The following is a 22,536-nucleotide window of genomic DNA, read 5'->3' on the forward strand; positions in this document are numbered from 1 at the left end:
CAGTATAGATCCTGTGATCAAAAATATCGAGTCGGAAGGATACTTTTTCGAAAGCCTCCTTAGGTCATTGGCCACTCACATACCCGCAACCCATGGGTTGGAAAAATATCGAAGAGTTTGGGGTATGATGAGAAAGTCAGGAAATTCCTTTATTGTATGGATTGAGCGACCAGGGTCGACCTTAAAGGATGGAAAGTCGTGAAGCCACCAAAACGTGCATGGCTGGGAACAGGATCAATCGGGCGAGCGTTATTGATTCTCTCCACCATGTTTATTTTAGCCTTGTTCGGCATCCTCCTCTATACGATCACCACCATTCAGAATCAAAAGCTCGACAGTGTGATGGTAGATCTGGCGGGACAACAGCGAATGTTGTCTCAACGACTCATGAATGAAATTTTATTGATTTCGCAAGGGATTCCTGCTGATTACCGGTTCACCCAAAAGATCCTGAACCAAAATCTGGATGCCTTACTCGTGGGTGGACAGGCCATGATAAACCAGGAAAGTGGCGATACGGCGGTCCTTCCTCCCCCCCCATCCCAGGAAATACGACAGGCATTAGGTGAGCAACAATCACTCCTGGGCGAATTTATCCAGCGGGGCGATACCTTTTTGAAAACGCGTTCCGATCTTCCCGGATATTCTTTGGAGTTAGACGGACTCCTGGCTTTAAATGCCCGGTTGATTGACGTTGCCAACATGGCGGTCAAGTTATACAGCAGAAATTCCCAGGAAAAGATCTCGAACATGATCGTTTGGGAATCTTTGATCGGTACCTTAGTGATCATTTTCGGAATTCTTATCACGAGAAAGGTCAAACTGGCCAATCAGGAACTTGAGCATGAAATCCAGGAACGTTCCAGGATAGAAACGGCTCTACGCTATCGAATCGAAATTGAAAATCTCATGACGAATCTTTCAACCCAATTCATCAGTCTTGAAGCAAAAGATTTGGATGCGGAGATCAATCGGGCGCTGGAAGCTATCGGAACGTTTGGAGGGGTGGATCGAAGTTATGTGTTTATATTTGAGGATGATGGTACGACCATGAATAATACCCATGAATGGTGTCAGGCGGGTATTGAGCCCCAACTATCAAGACTTCAGGGCCTTCGAATGCAGGAGATACCCTGGTTTGCAAAACGTCTGATCTCCGGTCCGTTTTTTCAAATCTCAAGCGTGGCAAATCTACCACTCGAGGCGAGTGCCGAAAAGCAGGAATTTCAGAAGCAGCAAATCCAATCGCTGGTGATTGTGCCCATGGTCTTGCGGGGAAAGTTGTTCGGGTTTCTTGGCTTTGATTCAGTCCAGCATGAAAAGACCTGGTCCGAAGAAGACATCAGGCTCCTCCAAATGGCCGGAGAAATATTCGTGAATGGGTTTGAACGACAACAGGTAGAGGAAAATTTACGAAAAAGTGAGGCCGCAAAAGTTGAGGCCTTTCGTCAAAGCGATGCCCTGAAAACCGCTCTTCTGTCTTTGGTTTCTCACGAATTACGGACTCCACTGACGGCCATCAAGGCCTCCATAGCCGGGTTGATTGAACTTTCGAAACAGGATGCATCCAAGGTGCAGCAGGAATTTCTCCAGAGTATCAATCAGGAAATCGATTTTTTAAATGGATTGGTTGATAATCTTCTGGACATGTCAAAGGTTGAAGCGGGAACGCTGGTCCCTCATCGTGAATGGCATTTATTGGAAGATTTGGTCGAAGGCGCAATTAGACGATTGGAAATGTCTTTGAAAAGCCGATCTTTGCAAGTGAACCTTGGGGAGAAAATTTCACCTATTTTTGTGGATGGGATGGAAATTCAGCAAGTCCTGATCAACCTGTTAGATAATGCCATTAAATATTCTTCCCCAGGGTCCTTGGTCAGCATTGTTGGCCGCATGACGCCTAACCAGGTGGAGGTAAGGGTCTCCAGCGAGGGAGAAGGAATCCCTCAGGAAGAATTGGTCAGTATTTTCAACCGATTCTATCGGTTAAAGGGTCCGCGGACCCGACTCATTCGTGGGACCGGTCTCGGATTGGCGATCTGTAAAGGTATGGTCGAAGCCCATGGTGGTCGAATTTGGGCCGAATCACGGAATCGAATCGTGACGATTAGCTTTACGTTGCCGATTCCTGATGCACCCCCCATGATAAATTTTGACCGGGAAGAGGAGTAAACGGTTTAGCCATGGCGCATGGATCTCGAATATTAGCTGTGGATGATGAGCGGCAAATTCGTCGTTCCTTACAGATCAATCTTGAGGCAAAAGGATATGAAGTCCTGATGGCCGACACCGGAGAAGAGGCCCTCCAAATTATGAGCCACCGCCTTCCGGACCTGGCCCTCGTGGATTTACTGCTTCCCGGAATGGATGGCATCGACCTGACCCGCCAGATCCGTGAAACCTACCAGATTCCAATCATTATCCTTTCCGCAATTGGGGAAGAAGCAAAAAAAATTGAAGCTCTCGAAGTTGGGGCAGATGACTATGTCACCAAACCGTTTAGCATGGAAGAACTGACGGCGAGAATCCGTTCAGTCCTGCGGAGGACATCCTCAATTTACGGCACCGATCCCGTGTTCACATTTGGAAATTTACAGATTGACTTCGAGAGTCGAAATGTCTGCATTCGAAACCAGGCGGTGAAATTAACCCCGACGGAATATGATCTGTTGAAGTACCTCATTCAGAATTCGGGAAAAGTTTTGACGCATGGAACCATTCTCCGGGCCATTTGGGGTGCGGGATATAGCGAGCAGGCTCAATATTTACGTGTATTTATTGGAAATCTAAGGAAAAAATTGGAAAAAAACACGGCACGACCTCAGTATATTCTCACCGATCCCGGAGTCGGCTATCGATTTGCCACCGATTTTAAGGACGATGAGAACACCCACTGATTGTCCGGCATGTGAGGTGTTCTTTATCAATGATAGTCCCCTACCTTCCCAGTTGCTGTAACCATTCCCTCTCTTTGTGGTTTCTTTCCTAATTTCTTAGGCCGCCTTGGCTTGACCTTCTTCCAGCGCAACGTCCTTCCAAATACCTTTTGGCAGGTCCTGCCATGCTCATCCGGATTGAATGTATGGCCTCTTTACTCGCTCCTGGGCTGGTGAGTGACTCAATCCGTTCTTCTGTATTTCATGAAATTTGTCACTGCCAACACCGTAAGGATCTATACAGGAATCAGGAATTGGGGCCATCAGGAATCTTTATAAAATCTTTATTTGAATGGGGCACAAATCAAATAGATCCTTTATGGGTTTGAAAATTACCATATGGTTAAACACAACAACAGATTGGAAGAAGTAAGGAATCGGGAGGTGAACTGATGAAAAATTTGAACTGGGCAAGAACCTCTCCCACCCTGACTGTGTTAGGAATTTTCCTTTTATTCCTATCGATTTGTGGCCCTGCACGGGCCTCCACCCAGCATTCGGATGTGAGGGTCTCAATGGATTATTGGGCACCCTATTATAGACCGGCTTTGGCTATTGTCCCCGATGGAGTCTCGATTCATATTGTGAATCCGACTTCATCACCGCACAGCGTCACACACGATGGTTGTCGAACAGGTGGGCCTTGCGCATTTGATACGGGTGGCGTTCAACCCGGGCAGGAATTCACGATCCCTTCCCTACCTCCCGGTCGGTATTCCTATTATTGCGTGCTTCATCCCATCATGAAGGGTGAAATTATTGTTCTTCCCCATCACACGGTCATTAGCCAAGGTACGGTACACGATCACCTCACGATCACTGATGTCAAGGATTTTCAGGAGTGAGATGGTGGTAGGTATGCATTACAACGTCATGGATGGGACGACCTCTCCATAAGATGACGGCTAATTACGATGAAAAGTCAAAAGCGCATTCTTATTGTCGACGATGATGCAGACGTCCTCCTGTTTCTAAAAGATCGTCTGAATGCCCTGGGCTTTGAGGTTCTTACTGCTGCCAATGGGAAGGAAGGAGTTGAGACTCTTCAACATCATACGGTCAATGGGGTCCTACTCGATTTATGCATGCCGGTCATGGGAGGCCTTCTTATGCTGGAACAATTAGCGCAGGCTTCAACGCTTCCGCCAGTGATCGTGATGTCACCCTCTGAACATCGACCGGAAATGCAGCTTGCCCTTATTAAGGGAGCGATGGACTATCTCATCAAGCCGATCGCTCCAGACGTATTGACCGATAAATGTCTGCGACTCTTTTATTAGAAACCTGTGAACGCAGGAAGGATTTTTATCCTCAGAAAGGCAGCCATGAAGAATGGTAAATTGAATATTACTCCGGGAATTCCCACTCCTGATATATCACGAATCCAGGAAAGTTTTGAGATCGTGGCCTCTCACGGAGAGCAGATCGTTTTTCGATTTTATCAGGTGTTGTTTGATAAATTTCCGGAGTTTCAGACCTTTTTCCCTCAGGCCCAGTTAGCCCAACAATATGCGGCGTTTCTAAGGGGATTCCGCACACTGGTCTTGCACATGGAAAACCCTGAGGAATTACGTTCTTTCCTCGTTCAATTAGGGGAACGGCACAAAAAATATGGCATTAAAAGCAAGCACTATCCTCCTGTCGTATATGCGCTCTTGCATGTGCTGACGGAATTGGGTGGGGAAGGCATGGATGGAAAAACATATGATGCTTGGGAAAATTTTATTCACCTGATGAGAGCCATTATGCTTGAATGCTACTCTCTGGAGATGTTGGCTGGTGGAGATCGCCAGGAGAATTTTCTCAGCACTGGGGCAGGAGGCAACACAAAAAGAATTCTGCTTATTGATGATGACCGTCAACTTTTGGACCTGTATCAATCATACTTGGAACTCGAAGGGTATCTATGTAGCCAGGTTTCTGATGTGGCCTGGGCATTTACCCACATCCAGATGAGTCACTATGACCTCGTCCTGACGGATTTTCAAATGCCTGCGATGAATGGCATTCAGTTACGGAGAAATCTTGAATATGTGGTTAATGGTTGTTGCCCCCCATTTGTCTTGGTGACAGGGAGTCCAAATCAGGAGATTCGAAGGCAGGCGTTAGAGTCCGGATTCGAGGCAGTGCTGAAAAAGCCGCATGATCTTCCTGAGCTGAGTTCTCTCGTAGGAAAAGTTTTAAAGAAATCCACCGGTTTTCAGGGAAATCTTCAGAAGATGTGAAGCGGGATGGAGGAGATGGGGAAGTAATTTTCCCTCAAACTACCTGAATGTATTTGTTAGGGGGTTAAACTGCTGGGTTTGCCAGGAATTTTATCAGTCAAGTCTTTTTGGGCACCTGCCATCTCCGGGTTTGTTGTGGTGTTTTTTTTGTTCGTTCCCCATGAAACGTCCATTTCCACTCATAAGTCTACTGTGGGTCTTGACCGGCTAGACATGCAGATGTAATGAACAGTTTGGCAGGCATCCTGAAAAAGTTAACCCACGTCCATCACCATCTCTTCGCTGTCCATACCCTCACAAAATCGAAAACTACCTCCCCTACCTTGAGAAAAGAGTCAATCTTTCTCATCTTTTCGGCTGAATGGGAATATACAGGTCAAAAGGCACCGAATTATGAGATGGGATTTGATGGATCAAGGTGACAGGAATGGGTAGTAATTGTTTTTTCCATTCGTGAATTTGTCTTAGTGAGCATGGGTTACCATTGGAGTGGCCGATCTTTACCTCTCGTCTTCTCACAAAGAGGTGAGGGTGTGCATGGCATGTGGCCTTCTGGCTGATCCCTTGAAGGGGATGGTATGATGGGAGGCTACATCAATATTTTTGGGGAGGATGGTTATAGCATGGATATTGATATATTTCGCCAAATGGTGGCGAAAAAACCCGATGGGTTTTTAGGACGATATGGGCTTGGAGACAAGCTACTGAAGGAAGGGGAGCATCTTGAAGAAGCCGTGGAGCACCTGCGTGTTGCGGTCACATTAGATCCCATACATGTCGCCTCCCATTTGGCTTTAGGACGGGCATTGGCTGGACTGAAGCGTCATGAGGAGGCCAAGACTGTGCTGGCGGCTGGTATCGATGCGGCTTTGTCAGGCCGTTCCAGCGGGGGTGGGGATCTCGTGCCCGAGATGCGTGCTCTGATTCAGGAATTGGGATAAGGGGCTCTTTCTATTAACGTGCCTGAAGATTGGTTGTCATATTTTGCCAAAAATGTTTTGTGCAATGCCTCCGGTGAATTTTCCCGACGATGGTGAGATGGACCTGCTGATTTCCACGACCACGTTTTTGTCGGGACATAGCTTCTAATGGCCTCAATTATCTCGTCACAGTTATGAGGGCTTCCCCAGCGATTTTGGAGAGACTCGAAACGTTCGAATGTAACTTGGTCCTTCGATTCCAGGGGATTCTCGGAGAGGCCTGAATTCCAATCGCCACGGATCCATTGGAGAGTCCAAATTCACTTACATAGTCATCCTTACTAGACATACAACTTTCTATCGGCCTGGAAGCACTTATTTCAATCAGATTGGCCCCGTTATCCATGGTGGTCTGGATGCATGGAGCGACGAGCGTAATGCATTCGCTTGTGCCGAAGAAAAATTCGGCTGGGTAGGTATTTGAATCTGAGATAGTTCAACGGGGTGGAAAGCAAAAAAAAATTGTTGCGATAGAATTTTTTGAGTCTTCGGAGTTCTCTGAGCCTGCGAAATTGTTTCCAATGTGAGGTGTGATTGACGATGGGGTGGTCAAAGGAATCTAATAAGAAAAAAACCATCGATGAATTGGTCCATTGTTGCCCTGTCTGATGAGGGCAAAGGGACACTTTTCTAACACTCTAACTTGTGAGGTTTCTCATGTTGGTGAGGATTTCCTATCTATTTGGACCCCTTGTTTTTTTAGGTTTTGGCCTGATCGGGGTGACTGGTTCCTGGGGACAAGGAGTACCTGGTCAATCTGTGGAAGAGTCAGGTGGTTTTGTGATTCCGGAATCGATTAAGGGGTTTGATGAACAAAAGGTCAAAAATGATCCCATCTGTGATTCCAGCGTCCGTCCTCAAATTGATCATGTAAAACCGGACGAAATGAAAACCGGTGATAGTGTTGTGGTAGAAGGAAAGTATTTCGGAAAGAAAAAAGAGTGTTTGCACGGTGTGACTTTTGGTTCAGTCCCGGCCAAAGCATTTTCGTTTGTGGATGATGAACGCGTGGAAGTCGTCGTGCCAGAAGGGTTACGATCCGGCGTCACATTTTTAAATGTTGAGACGGGTGGTGGAACCGCACGAAAGGGTATTTTGATTCAATCAAAAGACTGAGTGCATTTCGCAAGTAAGGGAAACCATTTTTGAAGATCTCACTCCTTTCCTGGGTTTTCGTTTTTGAATCATTCATGGATTGTTCCCCTTTTTTTTCTGCCAATTATAAAGGTTGTGTCAATCAGCATCTCCTCTCATCAGCAATTGGCTTAATTGGATCGGAAAGGTTTCAAATTGCTGAGAACGTTTTCGCCCCTCTTCCTATCTCGGGTCTGTGTTCTTGTTCCTCCCACTTAGCGAATCCTTAAACGGCTTTGGCAGGGGTGAGTGTCGAAGGGTTCCTCGGACCGCCGCGCAGGACATTTCTTTGTCCTGTCCTGTTCCCATCTTCTTTCCCAACAAGATTTGAAACATTATTGAACGAATTGTTCGCGTTTAAACTTCGCCATGGCTTGTTTCTCACATTCCGGGCAAATGCCATGGGTAAAGGTCATATTGGAGTGAGCGGTAAAATAGGTTTCCAGTTGGTGCCAGGTCTCCCTCTCATCACGAATTTTTTTGCAATCCGCGCAGATAGGTAAAAGGCCTTCGAGCAATTGGATTCGTGCGAGGGATTCTTCTCTTCGGGCAATGAGCGCATTGCGATGATACAACAGTATGGCAATGATCCACATTGAAAAAAGCGCTAATCCACGATTCGTGAAAACTTTCCAAATTGGGACAACCAAGGGTTCGGGTGAATAAAAAATCCCGACAATGGTCAAGATAGAACAGATAAGGACTATTGCGGGCATAGCCCATGCGGGATGCAGAAAAGACCCGATCAAGACGGCTAAGATATACGGGATGGCACAGGCAACTCCCAAGGGTATGTGAAGGTCTACATAGAATGTCGCGACAATTAGGAGAAGGGACAAGGCCCAAATCCTCGATTGTGGATGTTGGAGGCTGCGGTTTCTTTTCTTTCCGTTCTGCAAGGATATTCTCCAAGTGGTCGAACGTGAGAATCGAAGTGCCCTTCCGAGATCCGGCCTTAAGCGCCAAACAAATTTGCGGCATTATAAATGAGTGGAGGACAGTATGATAGTTTCTGTTGGGAGTCTTAGCGGAGACTTGGCAATTTTGTCTTGAAGGGCAACAAGAGATTGAAAATCGCGAGATCGAGTCGGAAGTCGTTCCCTGTGACAAACAATCGCCAACCCGTCATTCCCATTATCCATGCTGCCAGATGGTTAACACCGGGTCTGCTGTTCCTGGACGGAGGGGAGCTTGGTGAAGATAGTATCCGGCGCAGACGAGGCCGACGTCTTCCGCGATGCCTCGCGCCACCTCTGCCTCGGCGGCACTATGATTAATCATGACGAAGGTTCCACCAATGACGAGATTATTGGCGACTTGGGCGAATACCGCGCTCGGATTGAATAAGCTAAGCGGTAATCGCCAGGCCAGTAAGGGTTTGGGAGTGACGAATGGATACCAGGCCGTAATAATATCGGCCTGCCTGGTGAACCGGCGAAAGTCGGCAATTACATACTCGGTTTGCGACAAATCTTGAATGTGCCCGCGGGCATAATCGATGCGGCTTCGCCCGTTACAATACAGACGATGCCCATCTACCTCGACGCCTGTCAGGCGCTTTGGCTGGAAGAATGTGTGTAGGGCCGCAGCATAAGCGAAATTGGCACTCCCGAGATCACAAACCCGTTGATTGAGAAGAACAGGCCAACCAAGAGCATGTCTGGCACGATCCAGTATGTCCAGATAGGAATAATTCAGAAGAGCAGTTTCGGGAGTAAGCGATGTTTCGAAACGCGAGCGATATGACTTCGCCAGTTCTTCAATTCTGTGTTGTTGGATCGGTGTAAGATTGGTCAGTGGCCCCTTGGAGGGTTCGCGGAACGGTCCCCGAGACCATCGGAAAGCTTGCGAGGCTTCGTACCAAAATCGGTGATAGCCTGATCGGAGCCGGTCGGTCAGGGATATCCCTTTTGGTCGTTGGCTATTAAGCCAACCGGAGTTGTGTTCCGCATTTCTCATCTCTGGAAGGACTTGTTGAAGAGGGGCTGATGTCTCGATTGCTCTTTATGTATTTCGGTAGGGATGGGAGTGGTCTTAAATGATCATGGGTGAATGGTCTTCAAAAATGGCCTGAGGGCCTTGTCAATGGTTATTCTCCTTTTACCAGACAAAGGGATTATGATATGTGACAAGGAGGGAAGCGCATGTTTATGAAGTGGAAGGTGACATTTTTTTTCAAGTGAGGCCGTGGCTGTCGCCCATGGGGTGTAGCTCCCAATGACAATTTCGCGAATGGATTGGCGCTCGCCTTACCGGAGCGGTGGCCCGCGATGTACAAAGACTTACGTCATTATTGCCAGGTTTCCACCCCGAAGTCCGGCGAGTAATGGAGTTGGGCGGGGCCGGGAACGTGCGGATTACCATTCTCTTAACACAGGAAGCTCCACCGAGTCATGGGGCCAATCCCGAAAAGCACCGGTTGAAAATATCAATCATTGTTTGAAAGCACTTCGGAAAACAATTGAATCTGAAAAGTTCAGTAGTGTGGTGTACCCACGGCTTGCGACCGGAGTGGGGGGATTGGATTGGAAGGGTGTGAAATCATTAATTGAAAAGCATCTTGGAGATGTACCCATTCCCGTGTATGTCTATTCCACCTATCATCCAGGAGTAAAAGCCAAAGAACGCTAATGTCGAACGCAGCCCGTCCTGTTTACCGAATCACGAGAATGGATCGCGTGGCCTGGTGGAGCACGGTATGGGACACGGTGCCCAACACAAATCGAGTGATCGTTGAAGGATGGTGCATTCCCATCACCAGGAGATCTGGTTCCGTGATTGAAGCCTGTTCCAATATCGTATTCGCCGGGGCTCCTAATCCCACATATCCCTTGACTGAATCGTAGCAGCCCTTGAGTTGACTGACGGCCTGCTCAAGGAAGGCTTCGGTGCTCTCTAAAGCCTGTTCGATTTTGTCCTCCGGTGCAGAGACGCCGCCTCGAAAGAGGGAACGTGGAAGCGGTACCACCGACAAGAGCGTGATCGCTGTCTGTGGTTGAAAGGGGTGTTTTGTTAAAAACTGGTGCACCTTTTCAACATCAGCGGGGCTTTGGATGGCAATCAGAATTTTCTTGATGTCCGTTAATGGCCCGTTGATGATCAGGACTGGACATACTGCGTGGGTCAGAACCCGTTGCGAAACACTCCCCAAAAAAAGTTCCTCGACCTGTCCTCTTCCACGAGCGCCCATCAGAATAAGATCAGAATGTTCTTCCTGGGCCACCGCTAAAATGAGCTCGGCCGGTGAGCCTTCTTCCAATCGGGTTTCCAGCGATTTCACCCCGTCTGAGAGGAGAGCCTTGCTGCGTGTTAAAGCCTGCTCACCGTCTTTGCGGAGTGCTTCTTCTGCGACTTTGGACAGATCATAGGCAATTTCAGGTCCGAGCATAGAAAAGGTTAAACGAGGGAGATCAATAACGTGCAGAACGGTCAAGGTGCTGACTGAGGTTAAACTCATGACAGCCTTGGTGGCGTGGGAGGATTGTTCCGATCCATCAGTGGCCAGGAGTACTCGCATTGTTCATTTCTCCTTTTTCATTTTTTTTAGTGATCCTGCATGGCCTTGCCTTCTTAGACGGTCTGTGTCTGGGGCTGGGGTCATTGGTCAGCGCTGCATGGTGTTTATTTTGAATCAGGTATTCAAGTCGAGATCTCACGAAAAGGCTCAAAGAGTTGTTGAGCTTCCATGTTTTGGGGAAGCCTGTTTCGGGCGGAGCATGGTCTTGAGGGCCCCCGTAATTCGTGATTGGGGATCCTGGCGAAAGATCTGTTTCAACATTGCATAGAGTGCGGGATGTTTCTGTTCCATCTTCACCGGCGCTTCAAAAAAATATTCCGAGACCACTGCGAAAAATTCCGCCTCGTTCGTAAGCCCATAGGGATTGATGTCCGAATGCCCCTTTCGGATTTTGTTCATTTCATTCTGAACCAGGTTGAGCCAGGGTCTAATGGCCGGGCCGGGCAAGGCAATCTCAGGAACCCCGTCTACGGTGCCATCCGATTTATCCAATAAATGGGTAAACTCATGGATACCCACATTATGTCCGTGTGAGGGTTGGAGAAATCCTTGTAATAAATCCGGTTTGGACAAAATCATCATGCGGTTCATTGCCCCGGTTCCAACCATGCCTGAAATAGGGTGCTCTTGCGCTGATCCCATTTGATACCCCTCATCGAAGGAGGTCGGATAAATCAGGATTTCCCTGATATGTTCCCATTCCCAGCCTGGAAATCCAAATATGGGAATGATGGCACTTGCTGCAACCAATACCCGGACGGTGTCATCAACCGACGTATTAATGCCGGTGATTCGCTTTTCACGAAGAAAAATATGGATTTCTTCTCGAAAACGGTTTTGGTCGCGGAGAGAAAGCGCCTGATAGAATGGGACATGCTGTGCGAGAATTTTTTCCCATTGAGTAGGAAACGGGGCTTGACGAATCATCGCCCGGTGCCGAATATGACGAGTCAGGAAGCGGTACAACCAGGCCCCGCCCAGCGCGATGCCAAAAACCCGTATGACGATGTCGGATGAAGACGGTTGATTCGGCCAAAGGATGGCGAAAATGAGGAAACACACAATTCCGGTAAAGATGATGGCGAGAACACGGGTGAGATGTTCCTGGGGGTGAGGTTTTTTCCTCTGATGGATTCCAGGCTTGTTTGTCAATCGTGCCATGTCGAGTAAGCCCTAAATTTTTCTTGACGTTACCAATTTTCGTGGCACTCTCGATGCCAACAAAAGGATCTGTGAGGGGCAATGAAATGACCTTGCAAGCCTGGCCCAGCATTTCATTTTTTCCCTGGGCCCTACCCATTTTAGTACATTGATATGGCCAAGGATTCTTTCAGGAATCCGGAATGTGCCAGATAAGGGGGACTCTACCATGAAGTCAAAAGGCAAAGGGCGTGGGGTTGTCTGGTGGGGGGCAGGGACCTGCCTAGCGATTGCCGTGTGGGTGGTCGGTGGCGGGATAGCGAGGTCTCAAGAGCCATCTTTTTCCACACCTCGCCAGGTGGTGGAGCAGTGGGTTGAAGTCTACCCGGGTAATATGGAACGGGCCGCTGAGCTGACGACAACGGCCTTTAGAGAAGGTGTATCCAAAGAAGAATGGATTGCCATCCGAGGTCCGTATCTTCGGGACCTCCAGTTGAAATATGTGCGTGCCAAGATAGCCCATGAGAAGATTATGGGAAAAGAAGCCCACGTGATTGTCCATGCTCACATTATCACGCTGATGGGTGATCAGCCGCAGGATGAATTGTATGTCCTGCTGAAGAATCCTGAGGGCAGGTGGGTGATCGATCAAGTGGAGGTATATACGGAATCGTTTAATACGGGTCCCTGAACCGGAAGGAGTCAGGAGTTGAACAAAAGATGATGCAGCCATGTCCTGCCTTGTCTTCTACCCCGCGATTTCCTTAATGATGTCCCAGGCAGAAATAATTCCCACCAGTTGACGATCTCCTTCCACCACGGGCAGTAAATAAATCGTTTTCGGATTTTTCATGATCAAGGCTGCGCAGGCCAGTACGGAATCATTCGGTCGGGCACATGGAGGATGGGGGTTCATCACCTGCGTGACCGGGTTGGGTTTAAGTTCTCCAAGCCGTTCGTGGAACTGGGCAAGGTCCGGAGCAAAACGAACATCGGGAAGATCCCCTTGAGAAATGTAGGAAGGCATGGCCCGTTCAAGAATCTGCCAGAAATTCAGTGTTCCCAGTAACATCTTTTTCTCATCCACGACCGGTAAGTCTTGGTGGCGCAGATCCGCCATTTGGCGAAGGGCTTCCCCGATCGTACATTGTGGAAGGATGGTATGTGGCTGGCGGATCATGATGTCCTGAGCCTTCATAAATACCTCATCCAAATGTAAAGGGTGCTGATCAGTATTTGTAAGATCATGAGTGGAAATGCCATTTTCAAAAATGGCAGAAATCGAAATGGCACGCCATTGCGTTCCGCGATCCCCGCCACAATCAAATTGGCGGAGGCTCCCACCAGTGTCCCATTTCCTCCTAAGCACGCACCCAACGATAATGCCCACCAGAGGGTTTCGGCCTGTTCAAGTGGAATCCCGGTCTGCTGAAAGACCGGGAGCATGCTTTTGATCATGGGAATCATGGTGGCCACAAAGGGTATATTATCCACAATAGCGGAAAGAATAGCCGAAACCCAAAGAATGGTCAGGGTCGTAATCATGAAATTTCCTGCGGTGAGACTTAAGGTCCAATCGGCAATGGACTGTAAAAGGCCGGTATGTTCCACACCGGTGACGATAATGAACAAGCCGCAGAAAAAGAAAATGGTAATCCACTCCACCTGCCCGAATAATGCATGAACTTTATGCCCTGCCTGTTCGTTGTCTAAGGAAAATGTGACCAGTAACAGGAGCAGGGCGGCGCCACCCAGTGCAATGGTGGCGGGTTCCATGCCAATTGTATGGGCTAAGATAAATCCGAGAATAACCAGGCTAAAGACCAGGAGACAGTGTTTCAATAGACCAACATCCCGAATGGCCTCATATTCGTTAAAAGCCATAATGCGGGCTCGAGCTTCCGGTGATGCGAACATGGCTTTTCCAAACATAAACCAAAGAGGGATGAGTGTGGCACAAAAGGCCACAATGGCGACGGGAGCCAGGTGAATCACAAAATCATTAAATGTCAAACTGGTGGCAGAGCCAATCATAATGTTGGGGGGATCACCAATTAGCGTAGCGGTGCCCCCTGTATTCGAGGCATTAATCTCTGCGAAGAGCAGAGGATACGGATTGATTTTCAGCTCGTCAGCAATGAGCAGGGTAACCGGTGCGACCAACAGCACCGTAGTGACATTATCTAAAAATGCCGAGAGCACTGCGGTCACAATTGAAAGCATAACCAGGATGCCCCACGGACTGCCCTTGGCTGCCTTCGCGGCTTTGATCGCGAGAAATTGAAAGATGCCGCATTCTTTGGTAATTCCGACCAGGATCATCATGCCGGTGAGTAGGCCGATGGTATTGAAGTCAATGCCTTGAATCGCTTGGTCTTGTGTGAGGACTCCTGTTCCAATAACGGTAGCGGCTCCAAGAAGCGCTACAATTGCGCGATTAAACCGTTCAGAGATAATGACCGCATAGGTCAATATTAAAATTGAGGTAGCCACCCAAAGTGGCGAGAGACCAAAGATGGTTTGAATAGGTGTTTCGTGCATCTTTCTAGTAACCTAATTTTTAAGGTCCAAAAATCAGGCCTGTTCAGAGGGAGTCGCAGGAAGATTTTTGTTTGGTGCCGAAGGTCGTGATGGGTCCTGAGAGGAGGCTCCTTCTACCAAGGAGGCTTTCTGCAGGGCCTCCAAACGGCTGGCAAAGCGATGGCCGGGCCGAATCTGCACCAGCACTCCCAAGCCATCCAATGCCTTGGTCACGTGAGGCTGCATGCCAACGAAGAAGAGATGTTGGTGGTGGGCCTTGACGATATTCAACATATCTTCCACCGCCAACGCCGCTGTCCCGTCAATGGCCGGGACTTTGGATAAATCCAAAACAACGCTAGAAAACGTATTAAAGCCCGGGACCGTTTCCAAGCGGCGGACCATGGTTTTGGCCGATCCAAAGCTCATGGGGCCATCCACATGAATCAAGAGAATTTTCCCGTTGGCTTGTTCCAGAATGATGGCTTCTTCCGGTAAAAGAGGGGTGCTGGGAGTTGGATTCGTCACGATGTGGAGATTAGCCAGCTCTAAATCCGCCATGCGTTTGACAAAGAACAGACTGGCAAAGACCATTCCCACCGCCACGGCGGTAATGAGATCCACGAGAACGGTGGTCAGTAACACCACTGTCATGATGACGACATCGATACGGGGGGCTTGCAGGATGTGTCGTAAGAACCGCCAGTCAATAATATCAATGCCAACTTTGAACAAAATCCCCCCGAGAACGGCTAAGGGAATTTTTTCGGCCAAAGGACCAAGTCCCAAAAGAACTGCCAATAAAATTATGGAGTGAAATACGCCGGAGATCGGTGTCCGTCCTCCGGTTCGGATATTGGCTACCGACCGCATGGTGGCTCCGGCACCTGGGAGACCTCCAAATAGCCCGGCGACCATGTTCCCTATGCCCTGGCCGATAAGCTCACGGTCCGGGTCATGTTGGGTCCGGGTCATGTTATCGCAGACCAGGCTGGTTAACAGGCTATCGATCGCTCCCAATACAGCCAGGATGGCAGCTGATTCCAGTACGATTTGCAAGGTGTCCCAGGTGAAGGTTGGCATGAGAGGGGCGGGGAATCCCCGTGGAACCTCTCCGATGGTAGGAGCATCAGGAAGAAAAGCATAGGCGAGTGGGGTAACCACGAGTAGGGCCAATAAAGAAGGAGGAGCCACCTTCGCAATCCTGCCGGGAGTCAAATACATAATGACCAAAACCAGGACTCCGGCAAGGGCGGCATCCCACACCGGATTTCCATAAAATCCCGGAATTGACTTGAGTGTCGTGACTACACCCTCGGGGCTGGAAGCATGGCCAACCAGGGGGCCTAATTGCAAAATGAGAATGATGCAGCCGATGCCGCTCATGAACCCGGAGACCACTGGATACGGGACCAACGCGATGTACTGTCCCACCCTGGAAATTCCCAACAGAATTTGAAAGGCACCGCCAAGAATCACGGCCATCAGGGCCAAACCAGGATTGCCTGCGAAAATTGTGACGATTCCAGCCATCACCACAGTCATGGGGCCGGTGGGGCCGGAAACCTGAGCGGGGGTACCTCCAAAAAGCGCAGCAAAAAATCCGACGAAGATGGCCCCGTATAAACCGGCAATGGCTCCTAGGCCAGAAGCGACGCCAAAAGCGAGCGCCAACGGTAGGGCCACGACAGCGGCAACCATCCCTCCGTAGATATCACCGCGAAGGTTGTTGAAATGTAACCCGTGAACAAGCCCCATAGGGCATATCCTAGGATAAAAATGAAGACAAACTGGGCGAGGATTTCACTCTATCACACCGTTCTTCGTCAAGTGGGAAGCGAAAAAGGTTTTTAAAAGGGTAACGAGAAAAAATAAATAAGATTGGGGAAAAGGAGGTGACCGAAAAAGGGTTATAAATTTTGATGCAGTGAAGGTTAGTTAAGGGGAATTAAAATTTCCAGTCCTCCCATGACATCATTTAATTTAAAGTCCCGTTTGGGGCTTTTTTTGTGGGCATTATGGCAGTTGACACAGGCTCGGCTCACCGCTCGATCAGGAAAGATAGCTTGATAATAAGACTGGTTGTCTATCTGGATTTCTTGTTCAGTCACTTCTCCATATTTCACAACTTGTTCCAGGGCTTTACGTTCACGGTCATTGTGAGGCGCATTTTCTGGATTCAAAGGCCAAAGACCCATCAACCGGTATCGAAACGGTTTGCCGGCAACCTGTAATCCACGGGAGGCTTCTTTGAAAAATTGTGCGGGCAAAGGCAACGTCCGTTCTTCCCGCCAATTTTCCGTTGCGGTCACAATGAGCATGTCTTCCATCCGTTCCACGACATGTTGGGTGTAAAAGGTCCGGTCTGCTTGGAGAACGGCATGTAAATAGTTTGCAACCACACGAATAGGCATGCCTTCCTGTGGTACAAGTCGTCCTCCGATACCCACACCAATACCCAAGGAAATGAGAATGGAGAAAAGGAGTATGAAAAAGAACTGACGGGTCATAAATTTACCTAACTTGTGAGCCTACATGCCATTTTTCTTGCACAAGTTCATTCTTTGCTTGAGTGGGAGTTATACAAAACTATAGCAGGAGATCAACAAGACCTCATACTTTTTAAAACTTTAAATTGTGTCTAGAGCAATCAGATGAGGGGCGAAGAGCAGACCTTGAGCAGCAACTAACAGAATTAGGAAAAACCAAAGGGATACGGAAATTAATCCAAACCCAATCGATTCATCAATGCAATGACTATGATTGTCAAAATTGCGATGAGAGGGACATGTTCCATGTTAGAACCTCGAAAGTACGGCCCATGTAATAAGTAAAATAAGAGTAAAGCCTTCCATTTTTATCATTCTCCAAATACTTTTTTTATCTCGTATGACTACTAAAGAAGCAAGGCAAATGCCAAAGGGGTTTATTGGGATGATTAATAAATTCATTAAATATTTCATTATCTTATATATCAAAAAGAAAAGTGCATTCATTTCTATCCATGAAAACGAGCGGATTTATTAAGTAAGGACTGTGCGATATCGCTCTAATTTGGAGGTAATGGAATAGATGGGAGAACTCCAAACACGGATGGGTAGAATGGAAAGCCGCTGCGGTTAAGAACATGTAACCTTTTGAGAAATCACCGAGGACTTTCAAAATTTCACCATACTTGAGGTAGCCAGGAATAGGATATGCCAGGTGTGAAGATATGAAGGCTTGGATGTCCAAGGGCTAGTTCCCTGAACCTATAAATTTCACCATTGCCTATAGAGTCCAGGATTTCATTTACATTAGGAATCTGGCCGGTTAAGTCTTGATGAAATCGCCAGAAGGATTGGCCCAATCAGGGTAAATCCCTGAAATCGGCAAGATCTTTTTTTTTGTTCATTGAAGTGTTGTGAAAGGTTTCCGGCTTCACTCAATTATCCAATGAGTAATAGCGTTGCCCAACAATAATTTGATTTAGTAGAAAGAATTTGAATTTTTAAAGTAATGAGTTTCTTTTCCCATCAACGAAAACATAAGAAGTTTCAATCCAAATCCAGTCTTTATGGGTTGGACCGTGAATTTGCACACCGGTAAATACCGCATAATCGGTTTTGTTGGGATCGACGGTTAGTTGGATCATCCGTTCAATATCTTCTCTGATGATATGTTGGGTTGCTTTGGTCAAAGTGACCAAATCGGGAATTTCTCCGAATCCAAATTTTCTAAACAGGCGATGTGTTAGGAGGCTCTGCTCCACGTCGTCTGGGTTTAGGTGGAGGCTGGCTCCTCCTCGAGAAGGGTTTTGGAGAATCTTAATCAATGCGCCACAAGCTTGGGCCAAGGTCTGGCGCCCTGTGCGGCGACAATTTCCGAAAGTGCCATGTTCATCGATGGCGATATGGGGAAAGGCAAAATATACATACCTTTCTCTGCCATCAATATTGGGTGCATGATGATGGACGGCTTGAAATCCCGTAACTCCCAGAAACAACATTCCTGCCAGACCTGAAAAGTTAAATGCTCCATTCCAGGCATTATGGGGTCTGTTCATGAATGGGGTGGCTATCTCGTCCCGACACACGCTCACGCAGGCGATTGAGTTCTTCTGATTCATGCCGAAAGGGTGTAACCGGAATTGGGAATATTCCACGAAGGCATCGGAGGGGTAGGCACCTGGAAAATTCTGTTCCAAGGTTTTCTTGAAATCGAGGGATCCTGGAGGATTTTTTGTTGAAGGAGAAACGGGTGCTGACAGAGTCGTCATGGGTGCATTTTCCTTATTCGATGGGTTTTCGGATGGATAGATTCCCAATAAGGAATAGGTCATCGCAAAAGAAGTGCCAGCCATGGGATCTGCTTTTCTCTGCAAAACACAAGGATTTACTGGGGTTATTGATATTTGTTTTTCCTTCGACAACCCAGGGGTAGGGAATGGGTGCGGGACCGCACCATGTGAACTGTGCTGAAAATTTCTTGAACAATAATTATTCGGGTTCAGCAAAGGACAATAGTTGGAGCGATGCATAGCCCTATTGAACTGGTAAAGAATCTTTCCCAGGCAGAAGATTCGGCGGCGTCTGGAAAGGAAGCTTCACTGTTTAGAAACTTTTACGCCGCTATTCAGCGGAGAGCTTTTAGGATGTTGATTAGGAAGGAAAGTTATGGCGAATGTGTTTAAATAATCGGTGGGGCCATGACAACTGCCTGTTAAAGGCTTGGAGGCCTGCCTTTGAACTCAGTGAGTATGGAGGAATCTTACCTCGTATCAAATAAAAGAAGAATGTGCCAAAAGAGAAAGGCGAATGAATGGAGGAACTACCGCCTGCTTCCTCACGATCTCTCTGTCTCGTGTGAGAAGTTTTTCCGTAATTGAATATGTTCATCCAGTGTCCGTGTAGAAATGTGAAGATAGCCAGCCGCCTGTTCTTTGTCCTGCTTGGTGAATCTCAAGACTTCATCAATCACCATGACCTGGATATCCTGTAGACTGTGTTGGCCGATTTCAAAGAGCACCCGTCCAGTATTTGGAGGGAGACCTTCTCCGCTGCCAGGATGTTGAGAATAAAAGTCTAGAGAAGTCAAAACAGGTCCTTGCGAGCACAACACCGCCCTGCGAATCATAGCCTCTAATTCTCGAATATTTCCCGGGAATTGGTACGTGTCCAATAGCGGAGGTACCGAAGAATCAATGTCGAGTTTTGGACGGCCGATCTCTTCACCATAGGCGTGAATGGTTTTGATCACCAAAGGGATGATATCTTCTTTCCGTTCCCGGAGGGGAGGAATGAAGAGTTGCTGTTTTTCGAGTAGCGAACGTAACTCTGGATGAAATATTTCCTGGTGGCCCGTTTGATCCAGTGGAATCGAACTGGTCACCACAAGTCGGTTGTTGATGGGGAGTCGGTCAAATCCTCCCATGCGACAAAATGCACGTGTGCGAATGGCCTCGGCCAATGCTCCCTGAATAGGAATTGGTAGATGTTCAATCTCATCAACAAATAGGGTTCCCCCATCGGAATGTTCAAAGGCTCCCGGCATGCTTTGGCTGGCACCACTAAATGCCCCACGTTCATATCCAAATATTTGAGGTTCAAGGAGTGATCCCCTCTGTTCGTTGCAACTGACGGTGACAAACGGGCCGAGCTGTTTGTGACTATTATAATGAAGAATGCGTGCCAAGAATTCTTTCCCCGTCCCAACCTCCCCTTGAAGAAACACGAAGGGGACGTCCTGGGCGTCGAAAAATTTGAGTTGTTCAATGACCGTGGTCATGGCTGGACTCCTGGCGATCACATGTTCCCAGGAATATTGCCGTTGTTTCTCAGAAGCAGAGAACTCAATTCGACGCCTTAGCTCCAGGAAGGTGATGGCTCGATGTAAGGCTGGTTCAACCGTTGAGAAATCAATGGATTTTATCAAAAAATCATAAGCTCCGACCCGCATCGCCTCCACCGCATCTTCCACGCTTCCATAAGCAGTCAACATGACAATCAGGGTTTTCGGGATCTTTTGTCGAATTTGGCGTAAAGTTTCGAGTCCATCCATCTCCGGCATTTTAAGATCCAGGAACAGCAAATCCGGGAGTTCATGTTCCAAAGCCTCAATGAGTGCGGGTCCTGAATGGAAACTTCTTACGAGATGCCCTTTTTTCACCAACCGGCGACTTAACGCAGAACACACGTTTTGATCATCGTCGGTCACATAAATTGTTGCACGCATACCAGTCCTTGTTCAGGAGATCAATAAAGAAGTTGTACCGCCATTTCATTGTACTTTCCCATCTTTGGTCATCGATTTCAACCGCAGAGCAGTTCTGGATACGGTGATTTTTTTTGTATGAGTCTTTTGGATTCATTGAAAAGAGAGCCCCAGCCATCGTCCTGAATCCAAGGGATATTGGAAAACTGTCAGGACTGACTTTCGGAAGATTTCGCCCTCAAGAACCATGAATGGAGAGGCCATGCTTTTGGATGTCGTATGTCCTCTGTCATTGCCGCACTCACCATGGCTCCCACGCAGAGCGTAGAGGTTCAACCATTTCCATGTAGTTGTACGTTTTGGCTAGGTAGATGCCGATCGCCCACACGGGAATAACAATACACAGCCATGCTTTCGTGAATGTGTTCATTGTCCCGTCCTCTTTACAATCTATAACGCAAAGACTATACCCATAGGGCGCCTCTGGCATTTTGGTGTTCAACAGTTGAACCTCACCAAAAATATTCGTTGGTTTCACACAATTATCAGTCATGTCCGTATCATAAAGTTTGCGCCTTATTGCCGAAAACAATCAGCCCGCGTGCGAGGATGCACAGGGGGTTATATGTGAAATGGCGCCATTTTTTAAGGTTTTGGTTACTGTGCATGAAGGCAGAAGCCGGGGGAAATTTGAAAGGAAGGTAAGACAAATTTTGAAAATCAATCATCGAAATCAACTGCATCACTGACGGTTAAGGCGGCAGGGACGCATCCTATGATGGTGTGCAATTAACCCTTGGAGGAGATAAACGCTCTGATTGGGGTCTCCGGGCCTTTGTCACGCAACCGGTCCAACGTCATACAGTTAGCCCGGATTGGACTAGCCCCATTAGCTACTTTTCCGGTGCGGCGATTTTCAGCCGCCATGTCCCCTGGGCTAATGGGGAGTTATATATTTTTCAGTTGAATGAGGGGAGTAATCTTCAAAGCGTAATCTTTCCACTATGGGATTTCGAGTCTTTTCCAAGCCTGCAAAAGAACAATTCGATTACGAAATAGAATCGATGTACCAGGTTGGAGAGGTCGATCAAACGAATCACTTTGCACATCGACATCACGGTGAGGTGGGCTATAGTTTTGCGACTCAATGGCCCTTACGATTTGTCTATCTGTTCGACTACTCCTCCGGAGACAGGATTCCGAAAAAGAATTTTGATTTCTTGTTCGCCAAACGCCGAGCAGAATATGGACCAACCGGAATTTTGGGAATCATCTTTCCATCCAATATTTTTTCACCTCTTGGGTTTCGCTCGACTCTCCAACCGATCTCCACGGTCAGGTTGATGGTATCTTATCGTACCTTCTGGCTGGCAGATGGTCGCGGCCCTTTTGTGGGTAGCGATCTGCAGGACCCGACCGGTCGAGCGGGCACTTTCCTTGGCAATATGTTGGATAACTCCATAACGTGGGCCCCTCAGGCCGGTTATTTCCGACATACAACGTTCGAGGTGGGATATACGCGTTTTTTCAAAGGCTCCTATTTCGATCGAGTGCCACAAAGTCCTGGCACCGCCGATGTCAATTATGTCTATACCATGGCGACATTGACTTTCTGATTTCTCAATTAGGTCTGATAGGTTTTCACCTGCCACTCCCTTCATCCTTCCTATAAGGGAAATGTCCTCTTCTCTTGTTCATGTCGTATCGGGAGTTATTTCGCACAGTTCACACCGTACGAATTCGCACAGGAGGCCTTCGCGAGAAAAACGTGTCTTGAACTGGGAGGGGATCAGGGCACAGATATTGTTAGAATTATAAAGAAAAAATCAAAGAAATTTCTATGATTGCTAACTATTCGATTATTGGCATGTAAGTTGCGCATGAAGCTTGTC

At 47.7% G+C, this 22,536-nt stretch carries 20 protein-coding genes; 10 read left to right on the forward strand and 10 right to left on the reverse strand.

Annotation, left to right across the window (positions count from 1 at the left end; genetic code table 11):
* The first annotated feature begins 198 nt into the window (after positions 1-198).
* From PQG83_RS16755 to PQG83_RS16785, 7 genes are all read left to right on the forward strand, one after another.
* Positions 199-2,172, forward strand: coding sequence for an ATP-binding protein (locus PQG83_RS16755; RefSeq protein ID WP_312743485.1), 1,974 nt, complete (start codon positions 199-201; stop codon positions 2,170-2,172).
* A gap of 11 nt (positions 2,173-2,183) precedes the next feature.
* Positions 2,184-2,897 (forward strand): response regulator transcription factor, encoded by a 714-nt coding sequence (locus PQG83_RS16760; RefSeq protein ID WP_312743487.1) that lies wholly within the window; start codon positions 2,184-2,186, stop codon positions 2,895-2,897.
* A gap of 431 nt (positions 2,898-3,328) precedes the next feature.
* Positions 3,329-3,781, forward strand: a complete 453-nt coding sequence (locus tag PQG83_RS16765; RefSeq protein WP_312743489.1) for a cupredoxin domain-containing protein — start codon at positions 3,329-3,331, stop codon at positions 3,779-3,781.
* Positions 3,782-3,850: 69 nt separating this feature from the next.
* Entirely contained in the window at positions 3,851-4,216 is a 366-nt protein-coding gene (locus tag PQG83_RS16770) for a response regulator (RefSeq protein ID WP_312743491.1), read from the forward strand.
* A gap of 45 nt (positions 4,217-4,261) precedes the next feature.
* Entirely contained in the window at positions 4,262-5,161 is a 900-nt protein-coding gene (locus PQG83_RS16775) for a response regulator (RefSeq protein ID WP_312743494.1), read from the forward strand.
* A 578-nt stretch (positions 5,162-5,739) separates the two neighbouring features.
* Positions 5,740-6,102: a tetratricopeptide repeat protein gene (locus tag PQG83_RS16780; RefSeq protein ID WP_312743497.1), complete on the forward strand. Its 363-nt coding sequence runs from the start codon at positions 5,740-5,742 to the stop codon at positions 6,100-6,102.
* 696 nt (positions 6,103-6,798) lie between these two features.
* Entirely contained in the window at positions 6,799-7,257 is a 459-nt protein-coding gene (locus PQG83_RS16785) for a hypothetical protein (RefSeq protein ID WP_312743499.1), read from the forward strand.
* Positions 7,258-7,610: 353 nt separating this feature from the next.
* On the opposite strand, the gene PQG83_RS16790 is transcribed toward PQG83_RS16785, so the two are convergent.
* Positions 7,611-8,114: a hypothetical protein gene (locus PQG83_RS16790; RefSeq protein WP_312743501.1), complete on the reverse strand. Its 504-nt coding sequence runs from the start codon at positions 8,112-8,114 to the stop codon at positions 7,611-7,613.
* A gap of 295 nt (positions 8,115-8,409) precedes the next feature.
* A complete protein-coding gene (locus PQG83_RS16795) occupies positions 8,410-9,234 on the reverse strand; it encodes a class I SAM-dependent methyltransferase (RefSeq protein WP_312743503.1) in 825 nt (274 codons plus the stop codon).
* A gap of 258 nt (positions 9,235-9,492) precedes the next feature.
* On the opposite strand from PQG83_RS16795, the gene PQG83_RS16800 reads away from it, so the two are divergent.
* Entirely contained in the window at positions 9,493-9,906 is a 414-nt protein-coding gene (locus PQG83_RS16800; protein WP_312743506.1) for a macro domain-containing protein, read from the forward strand.
* A 22-nt stretch (positions 9,907-9,928) separates the two neighbouring features.
* Here PQG83_RS16800 and PQG83_RS16805 read toward each other — a convergent pair whose 3' ends face one another.
* Both PQG83_RS16805 and PQG83_RS16810 read right to left on the reverse strand, forming a co-directional pair.
* Positions 9,929-10,792, reverse strand: a complete 864-nt coding sequence (locus PQG83_RS16805) for a universal stress protein (RefSeq protein ID WP_312743509.1) — start codon at positions 10,790-10,792, stop codon at positions 9,929-9,931.
* Between the two features lie 147 nt (positions 10,793-10,939).
* Positions 10,940-11,953 carry a M90 family metallopeptidase gene (locus PQG83_RS16810; RefSeq protein ID WP_312743512.1) on the reverse strand — a complete coding sequence of 338 codons (1,014 nt, stop codon included), beginning with the start codon at positions 11,951-11,953 and terminating at the stop codon, positions 10,940-10,942.
* Between the two features lie 208 nt (positions 11,954-12,161).
* Here PQG83_RS16810 and PQG83_RS16815 point away from each other — a divergent pair, with 208 nt between their 5' ends.
* Positions 12,162-12,623, forward strand: a complete 462-nt coding sequence (locus tag PQG83_RS16815) for a hypothetical protein (RefSeq protein WP_312743515.1) — start codon at positions 12,162-12,164, stop codon at positions 12,621-12,623.
* Between the two features lie 57 nt (positions 12,624-12,680).
* Here the strand turns inward: PQG83_RS16815 and PQG83_RS16820 are convergent, their stop codons facing one another.
* The 6 genes from PQG83_RS16820 to PQG83_RS16845 form a co-directional block, all read right to left on the reverse strand.
* A complete protein-coding gene (locus PQG83_RS16820) occupies positions 12,681-13,130 on the reverse strand; it encodes a CBS domain-containing protein (protein ID WP_312743517.1) in 450 nt (149 codons plus the stop codon).
* Entirely contained in the window at positions 13,127-14,473 is a 1,347-nt protein-coding gene (locus PQG83_RS16825) for an ArsB/NhaD family transporter (protein WP_312743520.1), read from the reverse strand. The genes PQG83_RS16820 and PQG83_RS16825 overlap by 4 nt, the downstream gene beginning before the upstream one ends.
* A 33-nt stretch (positions 14,474-14,506) precedes the next feature.
* Entirely contained in the window at positions 14,507-16,210 is a 1,704-nt protein-coding gene (locus tag PQG83_RS16830; RefSeq protein WP_312743523.1) for a SulP family inorganic anion transporter, read from the reverse strand.
* A gap of 176 nt (positions 16,211-16,386) precedes the next feature.
* Positions 16,387-16,962, reverse strand: a complete 576-nt coding sequence (locus PQG83_RS16835) for a Tll0287-like domain-containing protein (RefSeq protein ID WP_312743526.1) — start codon at positions 16,960-16,962, stop codon at positions 16,387-16,389.
* 980 nt (positions 16,963-17,942) lie between these two features.
* The gene (locus PQG83_RS16840; RefSeq protein ID WP_312743529.1) at positions 17,943-18,794 is read right to left on the reverse strand and encodes an LCIB family protein; all 852 of its coding nucleotides are present in this window, start codon (positions 18,792-18,794) and stop codon (positions 17,943-17,945) included.
* A 482-nt stretch (positions 18,795-19,276) separates the two neighbouring features.
* Positions 19,277-20,665, reverse strand: coding sequence for a sigma-54-dependent transcriptional regulator (locus PQG83_RS16845; RefSeq protein WP_312743532.1), 1,389 nt, complete (start codon positions 20,663-20,665; stop codon positions 19,277-19,279).
* A gap of 983 nt (positions 20,666-21,648) precedes the next feature.
* On the opposite strand from PQG83_RS16845, the gene PQG83_RS16850 reads away from it, so the two are divergent.
* Entirely contained in the window at positions 21,649-22,260 is a 612-nt protein-coding gene (locus PQG83_RS16850; protein ID WP_376753537.1) for an alginate export family protein, read from the forward strand.
* The last annotated feature ends 276 nt before the right edge of the window (positions 22,261-22,536 follow it).

It is taken from the genome of Candidatus Nitrospira neomarina (genome assembly GCF_032051675.1).
Lineage (GTDB): Bacteria > Nitrospirota > Nitrospiria > Nitrospirales > UBA8639 > Nitrospira_E > Nitrospira_E neomarina.